Annotated in this window: 15 protein-coding genes; 4 read left to right on the plus strand and 11 right to left on the minus strand. The window is 70.7% G+C overall.

Features of this window, described 5'->3' with window-relative positions; all coding sequences use genetic code 11:
- Window positions 1–130 precede the first annotated feature (130 nt).
- Complete coding sequence (locus ACIQFZ_RS20975) at window positions 131–889, minus strand: NUDIX hydrolase (RefSeq protein ID WP_365778795.1); 759 nt, start codon at window positions 887–889, stop codon at window positions 131–133.
- A 108-nt stretch (window positions 890–997) separates the two neighbouring features.
- Window positions 998–2,551 (minus strand): DUF4192 domain-containing protein, encoded by a 1,554-nt coding sequence (locus tag ACIQFZ_RS20980; protein WP_402691864.1) that lies wholly within the window; start codon window positions 2,549–2,551, stop codon window positions 998–1,000.
- A gap of 174 nt (window positions 2,552–2,725) precedes the next feature.
- Here ACIQFZ_RS20980 and ACIQFZ_RS20985 point away from each other — a divergent pair, with 174 nt between their 5' ends.
- Both ACIQFZ_RS20985 and ACIQFZ_RS20990 read left to right on the plus strand, forming a co-directional pair.
- Window positions 2,726–4,891: a RecQ family ATP-dependent DNA helicase gene (locus ACIQFZ_RS20985; RefSeq protein ID WP_365424936.1), complete on the plus strand. Its 2,166-nt coding sequence runs from the start codon at window positions 2,726–2,728 to the stop codon at window positions 4,889–4,891.
- A 261-nt stretch (window positions 4,892–5,152) separates the two neighbouring features.
- Window positions 5,153–5,767 carry a hypothetical protein gene (locus tag ACIQFZ_RS20990; RefSeq protein ID WP_365424938.1) on the plus strand — a complete coding sequence of 205 codons (615 nt, stop codon included), beginning with the start codon at window positions 5,153–5,155 and terminating at the stop codon, window positions 5,765–5,767.
- A 219-nt stretch (window positions 5,768–5,986) separates the two neighbouring features.
- Here ACIQFZ_RS20990 and ACIQFZ_RS20995 read toward each other — a convergent pair whose 3' ends face one another.
- From ACIQFZ_RS20995 to ACIQFZ_RS21015, 5 genes are all read right to left on the minus strand, one after another.
- On the minus strand, window positions 5,987–6,616 hold the full coding sequence (locus ACIQFZ_RS20995; protein WP_402691865.1) for a hypothetical protein: 630 nt from the start codon (window positions 6,614–6,616) through the stop codon (window positions 5,987–5,989).
- Between the two features lie 68 nt (window positions 6,617–6,684).
- Window positions 6,685–7,386, minus strand: coding sequence for a ribonuclease HII (locus ACIQFZ_RS21000; protein ID WP_365424942.1), 702 nt, complete (start codon window positions 7,384–7,386; stop codon window positions 6,685–6,687).
- Between the two features lie 433 nt (window positions 7,387–7,819).
- Window positions 7,820–8,728 (minus strand): ADP-ribosylglycohydrolase family protein, encoded by a 909-nt coding sequence (locus tag ACIQFZ_RS21005; RefSeq protein ID WP_402691866.1) that lies wholly within the window; start codon window positions 8,726–8,728, stop codon window positions 7,820–7,822.
- Between the two features lie 3 nt (window positions 8,729–8,731).
- A complete protein-coding gene (locus tag ACIQFZ_RS21010; protein WP_365424945.1) occupies window positions 8,732–9,400 on the minus strand; it encodes a phosphoglycerate mutase family protein in 669 nt (222 codons plus the stop codon).
- A gap of 115 nt (window positions 9,401–9,515) precedes the next feature.
- Window positions 9,516–10,121 carry a YdbC family protein gene (locus ACIQFZ_RS21015; protein WP_402691867.1) on the minus strand — a complete coding sequence of 202 codons (606 nt, stop codon included), beginning with the start codon at window positions 10,119–10,121 and terminating at the stop codon, window positions 9,516–9,518.
- A 155-nt stretch (window positions 10,122–10,276) separates the two neighbouring features.
- Here ACIQFZ_RS21015 and ACIQFZ_RS21020 point away from each other — a divergent pair, with 155 nt between their 5' ends.
- The gene (locus tag ACIQFZ_RS21020) at window positions 10,277–10,810 is read left to right on the plus strand and encodes a TerD family protein (protein ID WP_365433823.1); all 534 of its coding nucleotides are present in this window, start codon (window positions 10,277–10,279) and stop codon (window positions 10,808–10,810) included.
- Between the two features lie 63 nt (window positions 10,811–10,873).
- On the opposite strand, the gene ACIQFZ_RS21025 is transcribed toward ACIQFZ_RS21020, so the two are convergent.
- Both ACIQFZ_RS21025 and nrdR read right to left on the minus strand, forming a co-directional pair.
- A complete protein-coding gene (locus ACIQFZ_RS21025; protein ID WP_383058981.1) occupies window positions 10,874–13,768 on the minus strand; it encodes a vitamin B12-dependent ribonucleotide reductase in 2,895 nt (964 codons plus the stop codon).
- Window positions 13,769–13,927: 159 nt separating this feature from the next.
- Window positions 13,928–14,482 (minus strand): transcriptional regulator NrdR, encoded by a 555-nt coding sequence (gene nrdR, locus ACIQFZ_RS21030; RefSeq protein WP_383058979.1) that lies wholly within the window; start codon window positions 14,480–14,482, stop codon window positions 13,928–13,930.
- A gap of 564 nt (window positions 14,483–15,046) precedes the next feature.
- Here nrdR and lexA point away from each other — a divergent pair.
- On the plus strand, window positions 15,047–15,826 hold the full coding sequence (gene lexA, locus ACIQFZ_RS21035; RefSeq protein WP_141357653.1) for a transcriptional repressor LexA: 780 nt from the start codon (window positions 15,047–15,049) through the stop codon (window positions 15,824–15,826).
- A gap of 169 nt (window positions 15,827–15,995) precedes the next feature.
- On the opposite strand, the gene ACIQFZ_RS21040 is transcribed toward lexA, so the two are convergent.
- Together ACIQFZ_RS21040 and ACIQFZ_RS21045 are read right to left on the minus strand one after the other, a co-directional pair.
- Window positions 15,996–17,969: an ATP-dependent DNA helicase gene (locus ACIQFZ_RS21040; RefSeq protein WP_383061445.1), complete on the minus strand. Its 1,974-nt coding sequence runs from the start codon at window positions 17,967–17,969 to the stop codon at window positions 15,996–15,998.
- Between the two features lie 145 nt (window positions 17,970–18,114).
- Window positions 18,115–18,855, minus strand: coding sequence for a GNAT family N-acetyltransferase (locus ACIQFZ_RS21045; protein WP_365429999.1), 741 nt, complete (start codon window positions 18,853–18,855; stop codon window positions 18,115–18,117).
- Between the last annotated feature and the right edge of the window lie 49 nt (window positions 18,856–18,904).

Consider the following 18,904-nt stretch of genomic DNA (forward strand, 5'->3'; position numbering starts at 1 on the left):
GCATCTCGTATTCGCCAAGCGTTGGCGTTACTCGGCTCCCTTCTCTCATGGGGCAACAGGATCGCTTCAACGGGCCCGGCATCCGACTTGACGAACGCGCCGACTCACGACGGCGACGGGCGGACGGGGGTCAGACCTCCGGGCGCAGCATCGGCGGGTTGAGCAGGGTGGCTCCCCCGGCCCGGAAGAGCTGGGCCGGCCGGCCGCCCTGGCGGGTGGTCGTCCCTCCGGTCGGCACGAGGAAGCCCGGGGTACCCGTCACCTTGCGGTGGAAGTTGCGCGGGTCGAGGGCCACGCCCCACACCCCCTCGTAGACACGGCGCAGTTCACCGACGGTGAACTCGGCCGGACAGAACGCGGTCGCCAACGAGGAGTACTCGATCTTCGAACGAGCCCGCTCCACTCCGTCCGCGAGGATCTGGGCGTGATCGAAGGCCAGCGGCGCCACCGGCTCTCCGTCACGGCCGTAGCCGCCCTGTTGCAGCAGCTCCTCCACGGGCGCCCAACGGGCGTGCTCGGCGTCGCCGCCCGCCCGAGGCGCGGGCAGGTCGGGAGCCAGGGCGAGGTGAGCGACGCTGACGACCCTCATCCGCGGGTCACGCTTGGGGTCGCCGTAGGTCGCGAGCTGCTCCAGGTGCGCGCCGTTGTCCTGGACCGGGACAAACGGGTCGTGCACGCACAGTCCGGTCTCCTCCACCAGCTCCCGCGCCGCCGCCTGCGCCAGATCCTCGTCGGCCCGTACGAAGCCTCCGGGAAGCGCCCACCGGCCCTGGAACGGCGGCTCACCCCTGCGCACCGCCAGCGCGCACAGGGAATGGCGGCGCACTGTCAGCACGACCAGGTCCACGGTCACGGCGAAAGGCGGAAAGGCTGACGGGTCGTAGGGCATGCCGCGATCATAGTCGTCTGCCTGACGATAAACACTCCCTTCGCCGGTCGCATCGATGGCTGATCCACATCGGTCCTCCGCTCCCCCGCGAGCCCCGCGGGCGTTCGTTCACGGGCGCTTCTCGGCGGCGCCGCTCCCCTGGTCGGCACCCGGATTGTCGGCGCCTCGGCGACGTGAACCACCCCGTCCCGAAGTGCGCGTACGCGGACGACCCGGCGCCCTGGAGGGACCCCGGCACGCGCCGTCGGTCCGCGAGGTCGCGGGGCGCGTCCCGGCCGGGACAGGTCCGTCCACGCGCGTCCGGCGGCAACTGCGGGACGCCGGGTCCGGCGCCGTCGGGGCAGCGTCGCTATCGGTTCCCACCGCCGCGTCCTGCACCGTGGCGGCCACGTCGGCCTGGGCGACCGCGTCGCCCCTGACGGCCGCTTCGTCCTGCGGAGTCTCGGCCCCGACCGCTTCCGTGACCGCACCGGCGTCCGCTGTTTTCGACCGTGCGCGTCCCTGTCGCTCGGCGCGCAGGCAGCGCCGGACCGACTCGGGGTCGAGCCCCTCGTTGCAGGCCTGGTGCAGGAGGCGGGCGAAGAGGTAGTCGGGGTCCGCGCCCAGCGCCATGGCCAGGGCCTCCCGGGCCTCCAGTTGGTCCCCGGCCGACCAGGCCACCCAGCCGGCGAGGGTCAGGGGAGCCGCGGCGTGCTCTCCGTACGGGCCGACACAACGGCGGGCGAGCGCTCGCCACAGCCGCAGCGCCGGATCGGCCTCGTCTCCCTCCATCCACTCGGCAGCGCGGTCCCGTGTCGTACGGTCCTGGAGGCCCAGGATCAGCGATGCCGCTTCCTCGTGGTCGAGCAGCTGGTCGTCACGGAGGTCCGCACGGGCGTCACCGGGCAGGAAGGGCACCTCGGCGAACCGGGTCATGACGCGCTCGGCGAGCTTCAGGGTCTCCTCGGCCACCGACGCGCGCTCGGCCTCGTCGAGGATCCTGGGCACCAGGGACAGCCCGGCGGCGTCCAGGGCGATCTCCTGTTCCAGGGACGCGGCGGTCTCCCAGGGCAGCAGCCTGGCCCGCAGTTCCTTCAGGCTGCCTCTGACCTGGATGCCCGCGTACGCCGCCGCGGCGGCCAGCACGGAGGTGCCGGGCAGTCCCATGGGCAGTCCGTCGTCGGGGCAGCATCCCTCGGTCGGACAGCAGTACGACCAGAAGCGCCCGTCGGAGATGCACAGCGCCTCGATCACGGGGACGTCGAGGTGGCCGCATTCCGTACGCAGTTTCTGGGCCAGCGGCTCCAACCGCCGCACGACGTCTCGGCCCGACTCGCCCGCCGCCGGCTCCTGGCAGAGGAAGGCCACCATCCGCTCGGGCTTGGCACCTCTGCGCTCGCTGCCCGTGATCAGGCCGTGGGCCAGCTGACGGGCAGCGAAAGGCCAGTCGTCCTTGCCGGCGGGAATGCCGAGCCGGGCACGGCCACCGAACCGGCCGCGCCCGCCCCGGTCGTTCAGCGCGACCAGGACGATGCTGTCCTCGGGGCGGTACCCGAGGAGATACGGCAGGGCGTCGGCGAGCTCGGTCGGGGTGCGGAGCGTGACCTGGTGTTCGGGGGCGGATCCGCCGTACGCGATGTCACCGTTTTCGAAGGATCCGGTCGTTTCGCTGTGATTCGTCATGTGCCGACGATCTCGCGGATCGCAAAAGTCCGCTTGGGCCTGTGGACAACTCTGGACGAGGACACGTCAGCCGCGGCCCGCGTCCCAGCCCCGGCTCCGGCTCCGGCTCCGGTCCGATGCCCGCCCACCTCAGGTCTTTCCCGGTTGTCAGTGCCGTCCTGTTGTATGGGACGCATGGAGCACACGAGCAACGCGGACCTCAGGAAGGCGGCCGACGCGGTCCTCGCCCGTCTGGTCGACGACGGCACGGGCACGGCCCGACTGCGCGAGGACCAGTGGAAGGCGATCGAGGCCCTGGTCGCCGACCGGCGCCGGGCCCTGGTCGTGCAGCGCACCGGCTGGGGCAAGTCCGCGGTCTATTTCGTGGCCACCTCCCTGCTCCGGGCCCGCGGAAGCGGCCCGACCGTGATCGTCTCCCCGCTGCTCGCCCTCATGCGCAACCAGGTCGAGGCCGCGGCCCGCGCCGGCATCCACGCCCGGACGATCAACTCGGCGAACACCGAGGAATGGGACACCGTTCAGGGCGAGATCGCCGAAGGGGCGGTCGACGTCCTGCTGGTCAGCCCCGAGCGGCTCAACAACCCGGACTTCCGCGACCAGGTCCTGCCCAAGCTCGCCGCGGCGACAGGACTGCTCGTGGTGGACGAGGCGCACTGCATCTCCGACTGGGGCCACGACTTCCGCCCGGACTACCGGCGGCTGCGCACCATGCTCACCGAGCTCCCGCCCGGTGTCCCCGTCCTCGCCACCACCGCCACTGCCAATGCGCGCGTGACCGCGGACGTCGCGGAGCAGCTGGGGACAGGCGACGCCTTCGACACCCTGGTGCTGCGTGGTCCGCTGGACCGGGAGAGCCTCAGCCTGAACGTGCTGCGGCTGCCGGACGCCGCGCACCGGATGGCCTGGCTCGCCGACCACATAGGAGAGCTGCCGGGCTCCGGAATCGTCTACACGCTCACGGTCGCCGCGGCCGAGGAGGTCACCGCCTTCCTGCGGCAGCGCGGCCACACGGTCGCGTCCTACACGGGCAAGACGGAGAACGCCGACCGGCAGCAGGCCGAGGAGGACCTGCTCGCGAACAAGGTCAAGGCCCTGGTCGCCACCTCGGCGCTGGGCATGGGCTTCGACAAGCCCGACCTCGGCTTCGTCGTGCACCTGGGGTCGCCGTCCTCCCCCATCGCCTACTACCAGCAGGTGGGCCGCGCGGGCCGTGGCGTGGAGCACGCCGAGGTGCTCCTGCTTCCCGGGAAGGAGGACGAGGCGATCTGGGAGTACTTCGCGTCGCTCGCCTTCCCCTCCGAGGAACTGGTGCGCCGCACCCTCGACGTGCTCGCCCGCGCTGAGGGGCCGCTGTCGCTGCCCGCTCTGGAGCCTCTGGTCGAGCTGCGCCGTTCCCGGCTGGAGGCGATGCTCAAGGTGCTCGACGTGGACGGAGCGGTCAAGCGGGTCAAGGGCGGCTGGACCGCGACCGGCCGGCCGTGGACGTACGACGCGCAGCGGTACGAGTGGGTCGCGCGGCAACGGGAGGCCGAGCAGCAAGCGATGCGCGACTACGCGGCGGCGACGGGCTGCCGGATGGAGTTCCTGCAGCGCCGGCTCGACGACGACAGCGCCAGGCCCTGTGGTCGCTGCGACAACTGCGCGGGCGCCCGTTTCACCGCGGACACCTCCACCGCGGCGCTGGACGCCGCGCGCGTGGACCTCGGCCGGGCCGGTGTGGAGGTGCAGCCCCGACGTATGTGGCCGACGGGCCTGCAGGCGGTCGGCGTCGATCTCAGGGGACGCATCCCGGCCGGTGAACAGGCCGCTGAGGGACGAGCTCTGGGACGCCTCTCGGACATCGGCTGGGGCAACCGGCTGCGGCCGTTGCTCGCGTCCCAGACACCCGACGCTCCCCTGCCGGAGGACGTGGCGCGCGCGGTGGTGGGCGTATTGGCCGACTGGGCGAAAGGACCCGGCGGCTGGGCCTCGGGCGCGGCGGACGCGCGGCCGCGCCCGGTCGGCGTCGTCACCATGCCCTCTCGCACCCGGCCTCGGCTGGTCCACTCCCTGGGCGCGCACATCTCGGAGGTCGGTCGGCTGCCGCTGCTGGGCGGCGTGGAGTACACGCCGGATGCACGGCGGGTGCCGCGGAGCAACAGCGCCCAGCGCCTGAAGGCCCTGGAAGGGGCGCTGACCGTACCACCCGCCCTGGTCTCCGCCCTGGCCGACAATCCCGGCCCGGTGCTGCTCGTGGACGACTTCACCGAGACCGGCTGGACCCTCGCGGTCGCCGCCCGCCTGCTCAGAAGGTCCGGCACGCAGGCGGTGATGCCACTGGTCCTGGCGGTGCAGGGCTGATGGCACACGTCTGCGGCCCACGCGCACGACGTGGGCGCTCCCAGGAGTCGCTGGACGAGCGCCGGGTAGGGATATAGGCCGTAGGTCGCCCGATAACGGCCGGTGCCCTCAATTGCTCGTTGCCGCATCCCAGTTCGACAGGAAGAATTGAAGTCCGCTCCCCGCACGGCTCAGCCGTTGGCCGGTAGGGCTCTCCTGCGGTGTGCGCTCCCCCGAATCCGATCCCGCCCGCAGTATGGGCGCGTAGCCGAAGGGAGGAACGTGACCTTCGGATTCGCTCCGTCCTCGGCGGCATCGTTGTCGACGTCCGCCACCTCCGTCCACCGTGTGCTCGAACCCTCGGAGTGGGCGGCCGCGGGCATCCCTCTGCTGCGCAATCCGCGGGAGGTCGTCAGCGGACTGCACGCCCGGCACCACCCCAGGCCCGCCACCGCCGTGGTCGCGGTCCTGGACCTGGACGAGCGGCTGCGGGCGAGCGCCTCCTTCGCCCGCCGGTCGGCGCCCGCCGACGGCTGGATGTTCCGCAACGCGCTCCTGGCCCAACTGCGCCAGGTCATCCCGCACGACCTGCGGCGCCGTACCCCGGTGCGCACCGCCGTACTGCTCTACTGCCGTGACGGGGACGCGCGTTGGACCGAGGAGGACGGGGCGTGGATGTGGGGACTGCGTGACGCCTGCACGCTGCACGGGCTGCGCTGCGGGGCGTACATCACGCTGACCCGGGACGGCTGGCAGGTCCTCGGCGAGGGCCGAGGGGGCCGGCGGCCGCACGCGTACTCGGCGCCCGAGCCCTTCGGCACCGCCGAGGCTCCGTCCCCGCTGCCGCGCACCGGCGGCGCGGCCTCAGAGGTGCTGCGCCGCGCTGCGGCCCGCTGACGGACGGCACCCCATCGTCCGCTCATGCCGGACGGCCGACGGGGTGCGCACGCCGAAGGCCCCGCCGCCGGTCTTACGGCGCGGCGGGCACGACGTCACCTTCCTTCGACCCCCGGACGGGCTCAGGCCCCCGGACAAGCGCAGGACCGTCGGACGGACTCAAGCCACACGGACTCGAGACCGCAACGACTCAGGACCGCCGGACGGGCCGGACGCGGCTCACACAGCCGCGCCCAGCACCGAGTTGATCTGCTGCGGGTCGCCGCAGACGACCAGAAGCGCGTCGGCCTTGGTGTGCGCCACGGACAGGGCCATGGCGCCGGCGGGCTCGGGACCGCCGTTGACCGCGACCACGACGACGGGGCGGGACGCGGCATGCGAGGCCACGGCGGCGTCCGCGTAGAACACGTCGTCGCGCGCGTCGTGCTGTGCCCAGTAGGACGCCTCACCGAAGGACAGTTCGTGCGCGGCCCACGGATGCGACCCGCCGGTGGTGATCACCAGTACGTCGCCGGGGGCACGGCCCGACTCCAGGAGCAGGTCGACCGCTTCCTCGGCGGCGTCGAGCGCGCCGTCGGCGGAAGCCGGAACGAGTTGGATCTGAGGGGTCGCCGAGGCGGCGGGGGCGGTCGGCCGCGCCGGCACGGGCTTGGCCGGGGCCGACTCCCGCGACGCGCGCTGCGCCGGCGGCGCGGGCCGTGCGGGACCTGGACGACCGGGGCGCGGCGGAGCCGCGGGACGGGGGCCGGGAACGGGGCGAGGGGTCGGCGCGGTGCGGCCGGCGGACGGCGTGGCGCGGGGACCCTGGGCACTCTCGTGAATCTGAGGCTCCTCGGGAATGAGAGGCATGGGCTGATATTTATCAAACGTTGGTGCGGCTCGCGTGGGCGGGTGGCACATCGGGCCGAGCGGAACGATCAGAAGTCGAAGCCGAGCTGACCTTCGACCTCCGGAACGCCTCGGTCTGCCCAGACACGGACCTTCTTGAGGTGCCGCCACCGGGGCAGCGCATCAAGATACGCCCACGACAACCGGTGGTACGGGGTGGGTCCCCGCTCCTCCAGCGCGGCCTTGTGCACGGGCGACGGATATCCGGCATTGGCCGCAAAGCCGAAGTCTGCATGCTCGATACCCAGTTCGGCCATCATTTTGTCGCGGTGAACCTTGGCGATCACCGAAGCCGCCGCGACGGCCACGCACGACTGGTCGCCCTTGATGACCGTACGGACCCTCCAGGGGGCGCCGAGGTAGTCGTGCTTCCCGTCGAGGATGACCGCGTCCGGGGGGATGGGCAGTCCCTCCAGGGCGCGCACGGCCGCGAGCCGCAGTGCCGCCGTCATCCCCAGGTTGTCGATCTCCTCCGGAGAGGAGCTCCCGAGGGCGTACGCGGTCACCCACGTCTGCAGTTCCGCCGCGAGTTCGGTGCGTCGCTTGACGGTCAGCAGTTTCGAGTCGGTGAGCCCGGCGGGCGGCCGGCGCAGTCCGGTGACCGCCGCGCAGACGGTGACAGGGCCGGCCCAAGCGCCGCGCCCCACCTCGTCGACACCGGCAATGACCTTCGCTCCGGTCGTGGCCCTGAGGGAGCGCTCGACGGTGTGAGTGGGTGGTTCGTACGGCATGGCGCCCTCAGCGTACGCTGCCCGGATCCCGCTGCGACACCCCGGTTTCCCTGGAGAACCGCGACGCCCCGCACCCGGATTGCCAGGGGCTGGTCGGGGGCGGCGGCGGAACCGTCGGCCGACCGGTCATCCCTTCGCGATAACGACCCGATCGTTCGCTCGTGCACATCCTGGCGCGGCGCGTCATCGCACAGCCTGGACGACTTCGCACACAAGGCTGTTCGCCGCGCCGGACCTCGCTTCACCCGGCCGTATTCCAGGGATTGCGACGTCCAGAAGAAGCCTGATCGTCGACTCGACCGCCCCGCCGGAGATCGCACTTGGAAGCATTCCGCCCGCTTCGGATCACATTCGTGAATCGACCTGCGAAACACGAAGCGGGGGCGCCACGTGCGCTCGCCCCCTGCGCCGACAACGACCCGCGAGCCGGAGGTCACACGGACATCGGGACCCAGTCGGGCAGCGACTCCGTGCGCCGCACCCACTCGGCGGGCGGGGCCCCGGTCTTCCCCGAGGCGAGCACGCCGCCCACGATGGCGCAGGTGGTGTCCACGTCGCCGCCGGCCCGGGCGGTCGTCCAGAACGCGTCCTCGAAGTCGGCCAGACACCTGGCGGCGGACCAGAGCGCGAAGGGCACCGTGTCGTGCGCCGACGTGCGCCGTCCGCTGCCGAGGACCGCGGCGACGGTGGCCACGTCGCCGTAGTCGAGCATGTCGCGGGCACGCCGCAGACCGGCGCCGACGGCACTCCTGGCCGGTACGAGGTCGATGACGCCGCCGAGCAGTGCCTCGGCGCTCGGCGGTCCGCCGGGTGCGGCGGCCAGCGCGGCGGCCGCGGCCACGGCCATGGCGCCCGCGACGGCCTCACGATGCTGGTGGGTGGGGTAGGCGGAGATCTCGGCCTGGTGGGTGGCCTGCTCCGGGTCGTCCGCGTACCAGGCGCCCAGGGGCGCCGTGCGCATCGCGGCGCCGCTCCCCCACGATCCGTGCCCCTTGAACAGCGCGGGCGCCAGTGTGCGCCAATCGCCGCCTTCACTGATCCGCCGCAGCAGACCGGCCGTCCCCGCGCCGTACCCGCGCTCCGGTGCGTGGCGCCGGGCGAAGGACTCGGCCAGAGCGTCCTGGTCGACACGGTGGTGGGCGGCCAGGACGGTGACGACGGAGCAGGCCATCTCGGTGTCGTCCGTCCACTGCCACGGGCCGGACGGCAGTTCGCGGCGCCTGAGCAGCGGGTAGTTCACCGGAGCGAAGAACTGCGAGCCCAGCGCGTCCCCCACCGCGAGCCCGCGCATGCTGGCCAGGGCGCGCTCCAGGCGCATGCCCGGAGAGGAGTCATGGGTCATCGCTCAGCCGCTCCATCCAGTGATCCCGTACGATTCCGGCTCACGCCACTGCTCAAACGGACGATCGAGCGTGTACCTGCCGTCGTCCCCGAGAACGAGCATCCGCATCTCGGCGTTCCCCGGGTTGGAAAGGCTCTCGAACTCGGCGACGGTCCAGTGGAACCAGCGCATGCAGAAGAGCCGCATGGCCAGGCCGTGGGTCACCAGGAGAACGTTGGGCGGGTGGCCGGGGTCCTCGAAGCTGCGGAAGAGGCTCTCCAGGAAGCCACCGACCCGGTCGTAGACGTCGGCTCCGGACTCGCCCTGGGCGAAGCGGTAGAAGAAGTGCCCGTAGGTGTCCCGGTAGGTCTTCTGGAGGCGCACGTCGTCGCACTCCTGCCAGTTCCCCCAGTCCTGCTCGCGCAGTCGCGGCTCTTCGCGCACGCGTATGAGATCGGGGTCCAGTTGGAAGGAGTGGAGGGTCTCGTGGGTGCGCCGGTAGGGGGAGACGTAGACGCTCACGCGTTCGCGTCCGAACAGGTCCCGCAGTTCCTTGCCGGTCTCCTCGGCCTGTCCCCGGCCCCGCTCGGTGAGCGCCAGCGCGTGGTCGGGTTCGCGCTCGTACACGGTGTCATCGACGTTGCCCGTTGACTCGCCGTGCCGGACAAGGATGATGCGCCGTGGTCGTGCCATGCCAGAACAGTAGATCGGGTCGGCGCCGATCGAGGACTCCAGCGGGCCCGGTACGGCGCAGATCACACAAATCGTGCGGCCCGCGCCACACAAGCCCGTGGGCGACCGTCCGCCGTCAAACCGTCCAGATGCTCTCGAGTTCCACGATGTCGCCCGTGAGCGACGCTATGTCGGCCTCCGTCTGGGCGCGCAGCGCCAGGCGCTCCACCCGCTCCGTACGGTACTTGCCGTGCTCGGCGGAGGACTGCCACATGGACAGCACGAGGAACTCGCTGCCGGGAGCCTCACCGAACAGGCCGCGCACCATGCCGGGCGAGCCGGCCATCGCCGGGTTCCAGACCTTCTCCTGCATCAGCGTGAAGTGCTCGGCGCGTTCCTCGTGGACCCGGCAGAGGGCGACCCGCAGCAGGTCTGCGTCCGCGAAGCAGGGTTCGAAACCCGTCTTCACGTCGAACCGGTAGTCGAACAAGCGGACCTGGGCGTCCTTGAAGGTGCCGGCCTGTGCCGCCGCCAGCCGGTCGTGGGAGCGGGCCATGAAGGAGTCGTAGAAGGCACGGCTCTCCCAGAACGCGAAGATGTGCGCGACACCCGGCCGTCCCCGGCTCCACCCGCCCCCCTGCCCCCGAAACCCCGGCTCCCCCAGAAGCCCCGCCCACTTCCGCTGCCCCCGCTCGAAGCCCGGGCGGTCCACCACGGTGCAGCGAATCCACTTGACCAGCACCGCGCCATCGTAAGGCCCTGCGACGTGGCATTGGTCACTCCTGTGGGGACAGCGCCCGCGCAAGCGCCCCCGCGCGCGTGGCACGATGGACAACAAGCGTCCCTGAAACGGAAGTTGAGGCAGAGGGGCGCACGGGTCGGGCAAGGGGGAGTCAGATGAGCGGACTCAGCAAGGGGATCGGCAAGGTCGAGGTCGCGGTCAAGTGGGATCCCAGTCCCGCAGGGCAGCCACCCACTGATCTTGATCTGGTCGCCGCGGCCTACAGGGCCGGCGACCCGCATGGTGATCCGGCCTATGTGGTGCATTTCAACAGCCGTTCCCCCGACGGAACCATCTATCTCGACCGGGACAGCAGGGACGGCCAGGGCTTCGGGTGGGACGAGGTCATGATGCTCGAACTCGACCGGCTCGGCGACGGGTACGCGCGCGTGGTGGTCGGCGTCGTCATCCAGCAGCGTCCGGCGCACCGCACCTTCGCCGGCGTGCTCGGTCCAGGAATGCGCGTCCGCGAGGGGTACACCGTCCTCGCCGAGGACGACTTCGGCGCCGTGCTCGGAGCTACGGCGGCCACGGTCGCGGAGTTCGCGCGGAACGAGGCGGGCACCTGGGAGTTCCGCCCCGGCGTCCTCGGCTTCGAGGACGACCCGGAGACCTTCACCCGCGCCATGGGCCGGGCGCGCCCGTCGTAGCCGCAACGCGTAAGGGGCGCGGCCCAAGGCCGACGCCCCTTACTTCACGGCTTTACCGTCAGGTCAGCTGCAACCGCTGGTCGAGCCGCAGCCCTCGCAGATGTAGCAGGAGCCGGCCCGCTGCATCTTCGTACCGCAGGAGAAGCACAGCGGGGCGTCGGCCTGGATGCCCAGCTGCATCTCCACCAGCTCGGCGCTGGTGTGCGCCTGCTTGGGGGCGGGCTTGGGCGCCTCGACCTCGGCCTTCGGCGTGGCGACCGCCTTCAGGTCGGTCTGCCGGGGTGCCGACTGGGCCAGGCCCTCGACGTCGAGCTCGTCGTCGGTCGGCTCGTAGGAGCCGGTCTCGAGGTGGCGCTGACGCTCCTCGGCGGAGTGGATGCCGAGCGCGGAGCGCGTCTCGAAGGGCAGGAAGTCCAGCGCAAGGCGGCGGAAGATGTAGTCGACGATCGACTGCGCCATCCGCACGTCCGGGTCGTCGGTCATACCGGCCGGCTCGAAGCGCATGTTCGTGAACTTCGAGACGTACGTCTCCAGCGGCACACCGTACTGAAGGCCCACCGACACGGCGATCGAGAAGGCGTCCATCATTCCCGCGAGAGTCGAGCCCTGCTTGGACATCTTCAGGAAGACCTCGCCGAGACCGTCGTCCGGGTAGGAATTGGCGGTCATGTAGCCCTCGGCACCGCCGACCGTGAAGGAGGTGGTGATGCCCGGCCGGCCCTTGGGCAGGCGCTTGCGGACCGGGCGGTACTCGACGACCTTCTCGACCGCGCTGCGGATCGTGCCCTCGGCCTTCTCGGTGATCTCGGCCTTCTCGTCCCCCTTCTTCTTGGCGGAGAGCGGCTGGCCGACCTTGCAGTTGTCGCGGTAGATGGCGAGTGCCTTGACGCCCAGCTTCCACGCCTCGAAGTAGATCTCCTCGACCTCTTCGACGGTCGCCGACTCCGGCATGTTGACCGTCTTGGAGATGGCGCCCGAGATCCACGGCTGGATCGCGGCCATCATGCGGACGTGGCCCATCGGGGAGATGGCGCGCTCGCCCATGGCGCAGTCGAACACCTCGTAGTGCTCGTGCTTGAGGCCGGGGGCGTCGATCACGTTGCCGTTCTCGGCGATGTGGGCGACGACCGCCTCGATCTGCTCCTCCTGGTAGCCCAGGCGGCGCAGGGCCTGCGGGACGGTGCCGTTGACGATCTGCATCGAGCCGCCGCCGACCAGCTTCTTGAACTTGACCAGCGCGAGGTCGGGCTCGACGCCCGTGGTGTCGCAGGACATGGCCAGGCCGATGGTGCCGGTGGGCGCGAGGACGGACGCCTGGGAGTTGCGGAAGCCGTTCTTCTCGCCGAGCCGCAGCACGTCCTGCCAAGCCTCAGTGGCGGCGGCCCAGACCTGCGTGTCCAGGTCGTCCATGCGGACGGCCGTGGTGTTGGCGTCGGCGTGCTGCTTCATCACCCGCAGGTGCGGCTGGGCGTTGCGGGCGTAGCCGTCGTACGGGCCGACGACCGCGGCGAGCTCGGCCGAGCGCTTGTAGGCGGTACCGGTCATCAGGGAGGTGATGGCACCGGCGAGGGCACGACCGCCGTTGGAGTCGTAGGCGTGGCCCGTCGCCATCAGCAGCGCGCCGAGGTTGGCGTAGCCGATGCCGAGCTGGCGGAACGCGCGCGTGTTCTCGCCGATCTTCTGGGTCGGGAAGTCCGCGAAGCAGATGGAGATGTCCATCGCCGTGATGACCAGCTCGACGACCTGGGCGAAGCGCTCGACCTGGAAGGACTGGTTGCCCTTGCCGTCGTCCTTGAGGAACTTCATCAGGTTCAGCGAGGCGAGGTTGCAGGACGTGTTGTCCAGGTGCATGTACTCGCTGCAGGGGTTCGAGCCGTTGATGCGGCCGGACTCCGGGCAGGTGTGCCAGTGGTTGATCGTGTCGTCGTACTGAATGCCCGGGTCGGCGCAGGCCCAGGCGGCCTCGGCCATCTTCCGGAACAGGTCCTTGGCGTCGACCTGCTCGATGACCTCGCCGGTCATCCGCGCGCGCAGGCCGAACGTCCCGCTCTGCTCGACCGCCTTCATGAACGTGTCGTTCACGCGGACCGAGTTGTTGGCGTTCTGGTACTGGACGGAGGTGATGTCATCGCCACCGAGGTCCATGTCGAAGCCCGCGTCGCGCAGGGCGCGGATCTTCTCCTCCTCCTTGACCTTGGTCTGGATGAAGTCCTCGATGTCGGGGTGGTCGACGTCGAGGATGACCATCTTGGCCGCGCGGCGGGTGGCGCCGCCGGACTTGATGGTGCCGGCGGAGGCGTCGGCACCGCGCATGAAGGAGACGGGCCCGGAGGCGTTGCCGCCGGAGGAGAGCAGCTCCTTGGAGGAGCGGATGCGGGAGAGGTTCAGGCCGGCGCCCGAGCCGCCCTTGAAGATCATGCCCTCTTCCTTGTACCAGTCGAGGATCGACTCCATGGAGTCGTCGACGGACAGGATGAAGCAGGCGGAGACCTGCTGGGGCTGCTTGGTGCCGACGTTGAACCAGACGGGGCTGTTGAAGCTGAAGATCTGGTGCAGGAGGGCGTAGGCCAGCTCGTGCTCGAAGATCTCGGCGTCGGCGGGCGAGGCGAAGTACTTGTTGTCCTCGCCGGCCTTCCGGTACGTCTTCACGATGCGGTCGATCAGCTGCTTGAGGCTGGTCTCGCGCTGCGGGGTGCCTACGGCACCGCGGAAGTACTTGCTGGTGACGATGTTGACCGCGTTCACCGACCAGAAGTCGGGGAACTCGACGCCACGCTGCTCGAAGTTCACCGAGCCGTCGCGCCAGTTGGTCATGACGACGTCACGGCGCTCCCAGGCCACCTCGTCGTACGGGTGCACGCCGGGGGTGGTGTGGATGCGCTCGATACGCAGCCCCTTGCTGGCCTTGGCGCCCTTCGCTCGGGAACCTCGTGCCGGACCGCTCGCCGTCTCTGTCATGCCGCCTCCCTGTACGGGCGTAAACGCCCTGAAGTGCCCCTGTGTTCCGGAGCACGGTGTTCTGTCTGGTGCCGCGGGCACCCTCGCTGCCACCCGCGACAGGTCTTCCTCACCGCCGCTGAGCCGGGTCCGGACATGCCGTCCGGACCGGCCCGCTGCTCAGTCGGCGGTGCCTGCGGGCAGGGGGACCTCAGCCGTCCCGCTGCGCCCGCGGCCGTCTTCCTGGCACCCCTCACAAGCTCCGTCGCCGTCCTGCGCGGCGGGGTGTCCCGTTCCTTCCCTGAGTTCCGCGATGGCGGACTCGAAGTCCTCCAGCGAGTCGAACGCTCGGTAGACGGACGCGAACCGCAGATAGGCGACGAGGTCGAGCTCCTTCAGGGGGCCGAGTATGGCGAGCCCCACGTCATGAGCAGCCACCTCGGCGCTCCCGCTGGCGCGCACCGCCTCCTCGACCCGCTGGCCCAGCTGGGCGAGCGCGTCCTCGGTCACGGGCCGCCCCTGGCATGCCTTGCGCACGCCGTTGATGACCTTGATCCGGCTGAAGGACTCGGTGACTCCGGACCGCTTGACCACCATGAGCGAGCACGTCTCCACTGTCGTGAACCGACGGGAGCAGTCAGGGCACTGGCGGCGCCTGCGGATGGACGTGCCGTCGTCCGTCGTACGACTGTCGACCACGCGGCTGTCGGGGTGCCTGCAGAAGGGGCAGTACATGGACTCCAACCCTCCTCACAGCAGACTCAATGGCCTCACCAGACCCATGGGCCCCGCGAAGCAGCCACAAGCATAGGCGATGAATGGCGGCCCGAAGACCGGGGGGAACACAATCTGTGGGCCGCTATAGCTATCCAACCACTACATGTGGGGATTGACTCCATACGGGCAGGCAATGCGCGCGTGTCGCGCGGATCCGGCCGCGCGACGTGCGCCGGAGCCGCCACGGGCAACACACCGGTGGCGCCCGCGCCCGCCGTGGACCTTACGGAGATACCGTGAGCGCCGCGCGGAGGACGCGTGGCACTCCCGCGCAGACGGTGGCCGGCACCCGGCTGACGGGACACCGGATGGCAGACTGGGGCGGCAACCCACGAGGTCGCCATCCCGGCGGTGAAGAGTACAACAATGAGCCCTTTTGCCAGCCGGGCACCGCGTTGCCCATACACCCAGAAACGCAAACAAGTCCGGCTGTCGGCGTTTTTTCACTCGAACGTGTGTTTGGCGCAACCTTTCGAAAGCAACTACCGTTGTGCCGGAGGGAGACCATCGAGAGGGGCCGACGTGACCACCACCGCAGACAGTGCCACCATCACTGCCCAGGACCGCTCCCAGGGCCGACTCGAGCCGGTGCATGCGATGAACGAAGCCACGAATCCCGAGGGGCACAAGCGCTCCCTGCCGGGCCGACCTCCGGGCATCCGGGCCGACAGCTCGGGCCTCACCGACCGTCAGCGCCGGGTGATCGAGGTCATCAGGGACTCCGTGCAGCGGCGCGGCTACCCGCCGTCCATGCGGGAGATCGGGCAGGCGGTCGGCCTCTCCAGCACCTCCTCGGTCGCGCACCAGCTGATGGCCCTCGAGCGCAAGGGTTTCCTGCGGCGTGATCCGCACCGTCCGCGCGCTTACGAGGTCCGCGGCTCGGACCAGGCCACCGCGTTGCAGCCGACGGACACGGTGGGCAAGCCTGCCGCCTCGTACGTCCCTCTGGTCGGCCGGATCGCGGCCGGTGGTCCTATCCTCGCCGAGGAGTCGGTCGAGGACGTCTTCCCCCTCCCCCGGCAGCTGGTCGGTGACGGAGAGCTGTTCGTCCTCAAGGTCGTCGGCGACTCGATGATCGAGGCCGCGATCTGCGACGGCGACTGGGTCACCGTCCGCCGCCAGCAGGTCGCCGAGAACGGCGACATCGTGGCCGCGATGATCGACGGCGAGGCCACCGTCAAGCGCTTCAAGCGCGAGGACGGGCACGTCTGGCTCCTCCCGCACAACGCGGCGTACGAGCCGATCCCGGGCGACGACGCGACCATCCTCGGCAAGGTGGTGGCGGTGCTGCGGCGCGTGTGAGAACCGCGCCGGGCGGGCTCGCCCACCTGCCCCATGATCGGGCCCCGGGACCCCTGCGCCGGTTCCGGGGCTCCGTGCTGCGCGTCGCCCCCGTGCTGAACGGCCCGGGTCACGGCGCTTTCGGATCGCGGGGGTAGCCTGACCGGCGCCGGTCAGGCTACCCCCGCGATCACTTCCCCTCCTGCTCGGCCATCGCGTTGATGGCCGCCAGTGACTTGCGCACCTGGTTGCGGTCCGTGGTGTTCCAGAAGTCGGGTAGCGACGCCTTCAGATAGCTGCCGTACCGGGCCGTCGCCAGACGCGGATCCAGTACGGCGACCACACCCCGGTCCCCCGAGGCCCGTACGAGACGTCCGGCGCCCTGGGCCATGAGGAGCGCCGCGTGGGTGGCGGCCACCGCCATGAAGCCGTTGCCGCCGGCGTCCTCCACGGCCTTTTGGCGGGCGCTCATCACCGGGTCGTCGGGGCGCGGGAACGGGATCTTGTCCATCACGACCAGCTGGCAGCTGGGCCCGGGAACGTCCACGCCCTGCCAGAGCGACAACGTGCCGAAGAGACACGTCTTCGGGTCCGCCGCGAAGTTCTTGATCAGTTCGCCCAGCGTCTCTTCGCCCTGGAGCAGGATCGGGAACTCGGGGATGCGGCTGCGCAGCTCCTCCGCGGCCAGCTGGGCCGCCCGCATGGAGGAGAACAGGCCGAGCGTGCGTCCGCCCGCCGCCTGGATCAGCTCCGTCAGCTCGTCCAGCATGTCCCCCCGGTCGCCGTCCCGCGCGGGACGCGACAGGTGCTTGGCGATGTACAGGATGCCCTGCTTGGGGTAGTCGAACGGCGAGCCGACGTCGACGCCCTTCCACTGCGGAACGTCGTCGCCCTCGGTGCCCTCCGGCGCGAGACCGAGGGAGGCGCCGACGCCGTTGAAGTCGCCGCCGAGTTTGAGGGTCGCGGAGGTCAGGACGACGGAGCGGTCCGCGAAGAGCTTCTCCTGCAGCAGGCCCGAGACGGACATGGGGGCGACGCGCAGGGAGGCGCCGAAGCGGTCGTGGCGCTCGTACCAGACGACGTCCCACTCGGAACCGTTGGTGATGCGCTCCGCCACGTCGTGCACGTTCTCCACCGAGGCCAGTGCCTGTTTGCGGACGGCGTCCTCGTCCTGGACCGACCTGTCCCGGGTCGCGCCGAGCGCGGAGATGACGTTGCGCGAGGCGTCCCGCAGTGCCAGCAGCACATAGCCGAGGTCCTCGGGGATCTCCTCCAGGCGGCCGGGCAGGGCAAGCTCCATCAGGCGCTCGAAGCCCTCGGCCGCGGTCTGCAACTGATCGGCGGCCTTCTCGTTCACCAGCTTGGCGGCACGGCGCACCGCGCGGTTGACCTGGCCGGGTGTGAGCTCACCGGTGGCGACGCCCGTGACCCGTGAGACGAGTTCGTGTGCCTCGTCGACGATGAGCACCTCGTGCTGCGGGAGGACCGGCGCGCCCTCGATGGCGTCGATCGCGAGCAGTGCGTGGTTGGTGACGACGACCTCGGCGAGCTTGGCGTGCTCACGGGCCATCTCGGCGAAGCATTCGGCGCCGTAGGCGCACTTGGAGGCGCCCAGGCACTCCCGCGACGAGACCGACACCTGTGCCCAGGCCCGATCGGACACTCCGGGTGCGAGGTCGTCGCGGTCGCCGGACTCGGTCTCGTCGGCCCAGTCGCGCAGTCGCAGCAGATCCTGACCCAGCTTGCTGGTGGGCGCGGCCGCCTCGAACTGGTCGAACAGCCCCTCTTCCTCGTCCTGCGGCATGCCCTCGTGCAGGCGGTGCAGGCACAGATAGTTCGACCGGCCCTTGAGCATGGCGAACTCCGGGCGGCGGCGCAGCAGCGGGTGCAGGGCGTCGACCGTGCGCGGCAGGTCCCGCTCGACCAGCTGGCGCTGGAGGGCGAGGGTGGCGGTGGCCACGACCACTCTCTCCCCATGGGCGAGAGCGGGCACGAGATAGCCGAGGGACTTTCCGGTGCCGGTGCCGGCCTGGACCAGCAGATGCGAGCCGTCGTCGATCGCGTCCGCGACGGCTTGGGCCATGGTCACCTGGCCGGGGCGCTCCGTACCGCCGACGGCGGTGACGGCGGCATGCAGGAGTTCGGGGAGGGAGGGCTTCGTCATAGCGCGACCACCCTACGGCTCGGGACTGACAATCGGGCGATCAAGGCGGGGACCGGTGGCTGGGTATCTCTCATGCGGATCCGGCGGGGTGGGAACCGGTTCGGCCCGAGGGGTGTACCAAATGTGATGACACTGTGGCGCACTGTCACAGCAGATCACGCAGGGACCGGTCGCGGATCATGAGGGCGGCCCGCTTGGCGGGCAGGTCGATCTCGGCGGCGAACCGGAAACCAGCGCTCATGAAGGCGGCCAGGGAGGGTGCGTTGCGAAGGTCGGGTTCCGCAAGGACGCGGGCACAGGCGATGCGTTGGTCGAGTACCAGGTCGGCCACGGCTCTGAGCAGGGTGCCGCCGAGCCCCCGCCCACGGTCGGCGATGCCGCCGATGAGGAGATGGATACCGGTGTCGTGCAGCCGGGCCGGGTAGTGCCGGGCCAGCGGATCGAGGTCGGCCCGGTAGATCTCCCAGTAGCTCATCGGAGTGCCTTCGAGCAGGCCGATACAGGGGACGCTGCGACCGTCGCCGTCGAGTTGCGCGAGCAGATGGGCCTCGGTCACGCCCCGCGGCCCGGCCAGCTGCCAGAACTCCGCGACGGCGGGGTCGTTCATCCAGCGGCTGATCAGCGGCAGATCCCGCTCCAGCCGGACAGGAACCAGCTGGAAGGCGCCGGCGGGTGTGAGGGTGGGGCCCCAGTCACCCACGCCGTCGAGCAGATCGGCCGTGGCCGGAGCGTCCGTCCCGGTCGCCTCCCGGAAGAGCGCGACGAAGTCGTCCGGCAGACGCAGGTCGAGTGTGTCCTCTTTCTCGGCGCCCGCCTCGGTCGGACGGCGGTGGGGAGCGGTTGCCGGCGCTTGACCGGTGTCGGCGCCGGCATCGGTGGGAGGCATGGCGCGCTCCTCTCGGAAGACGGGTTTGGGGAAGGCGGGGGTTTGCGGA

Origin of the sequence: Streptomyces sp. NPDC093064, from assembly GCF_044754605.1 — a bacterium.
In the GTDB taxonomy this organism is placed as follows: domain Bacteria; phylum Actinomycetota; class Actinomycetes; order Streptomycetales; family Streptomycetaceae; genus Streptomyces.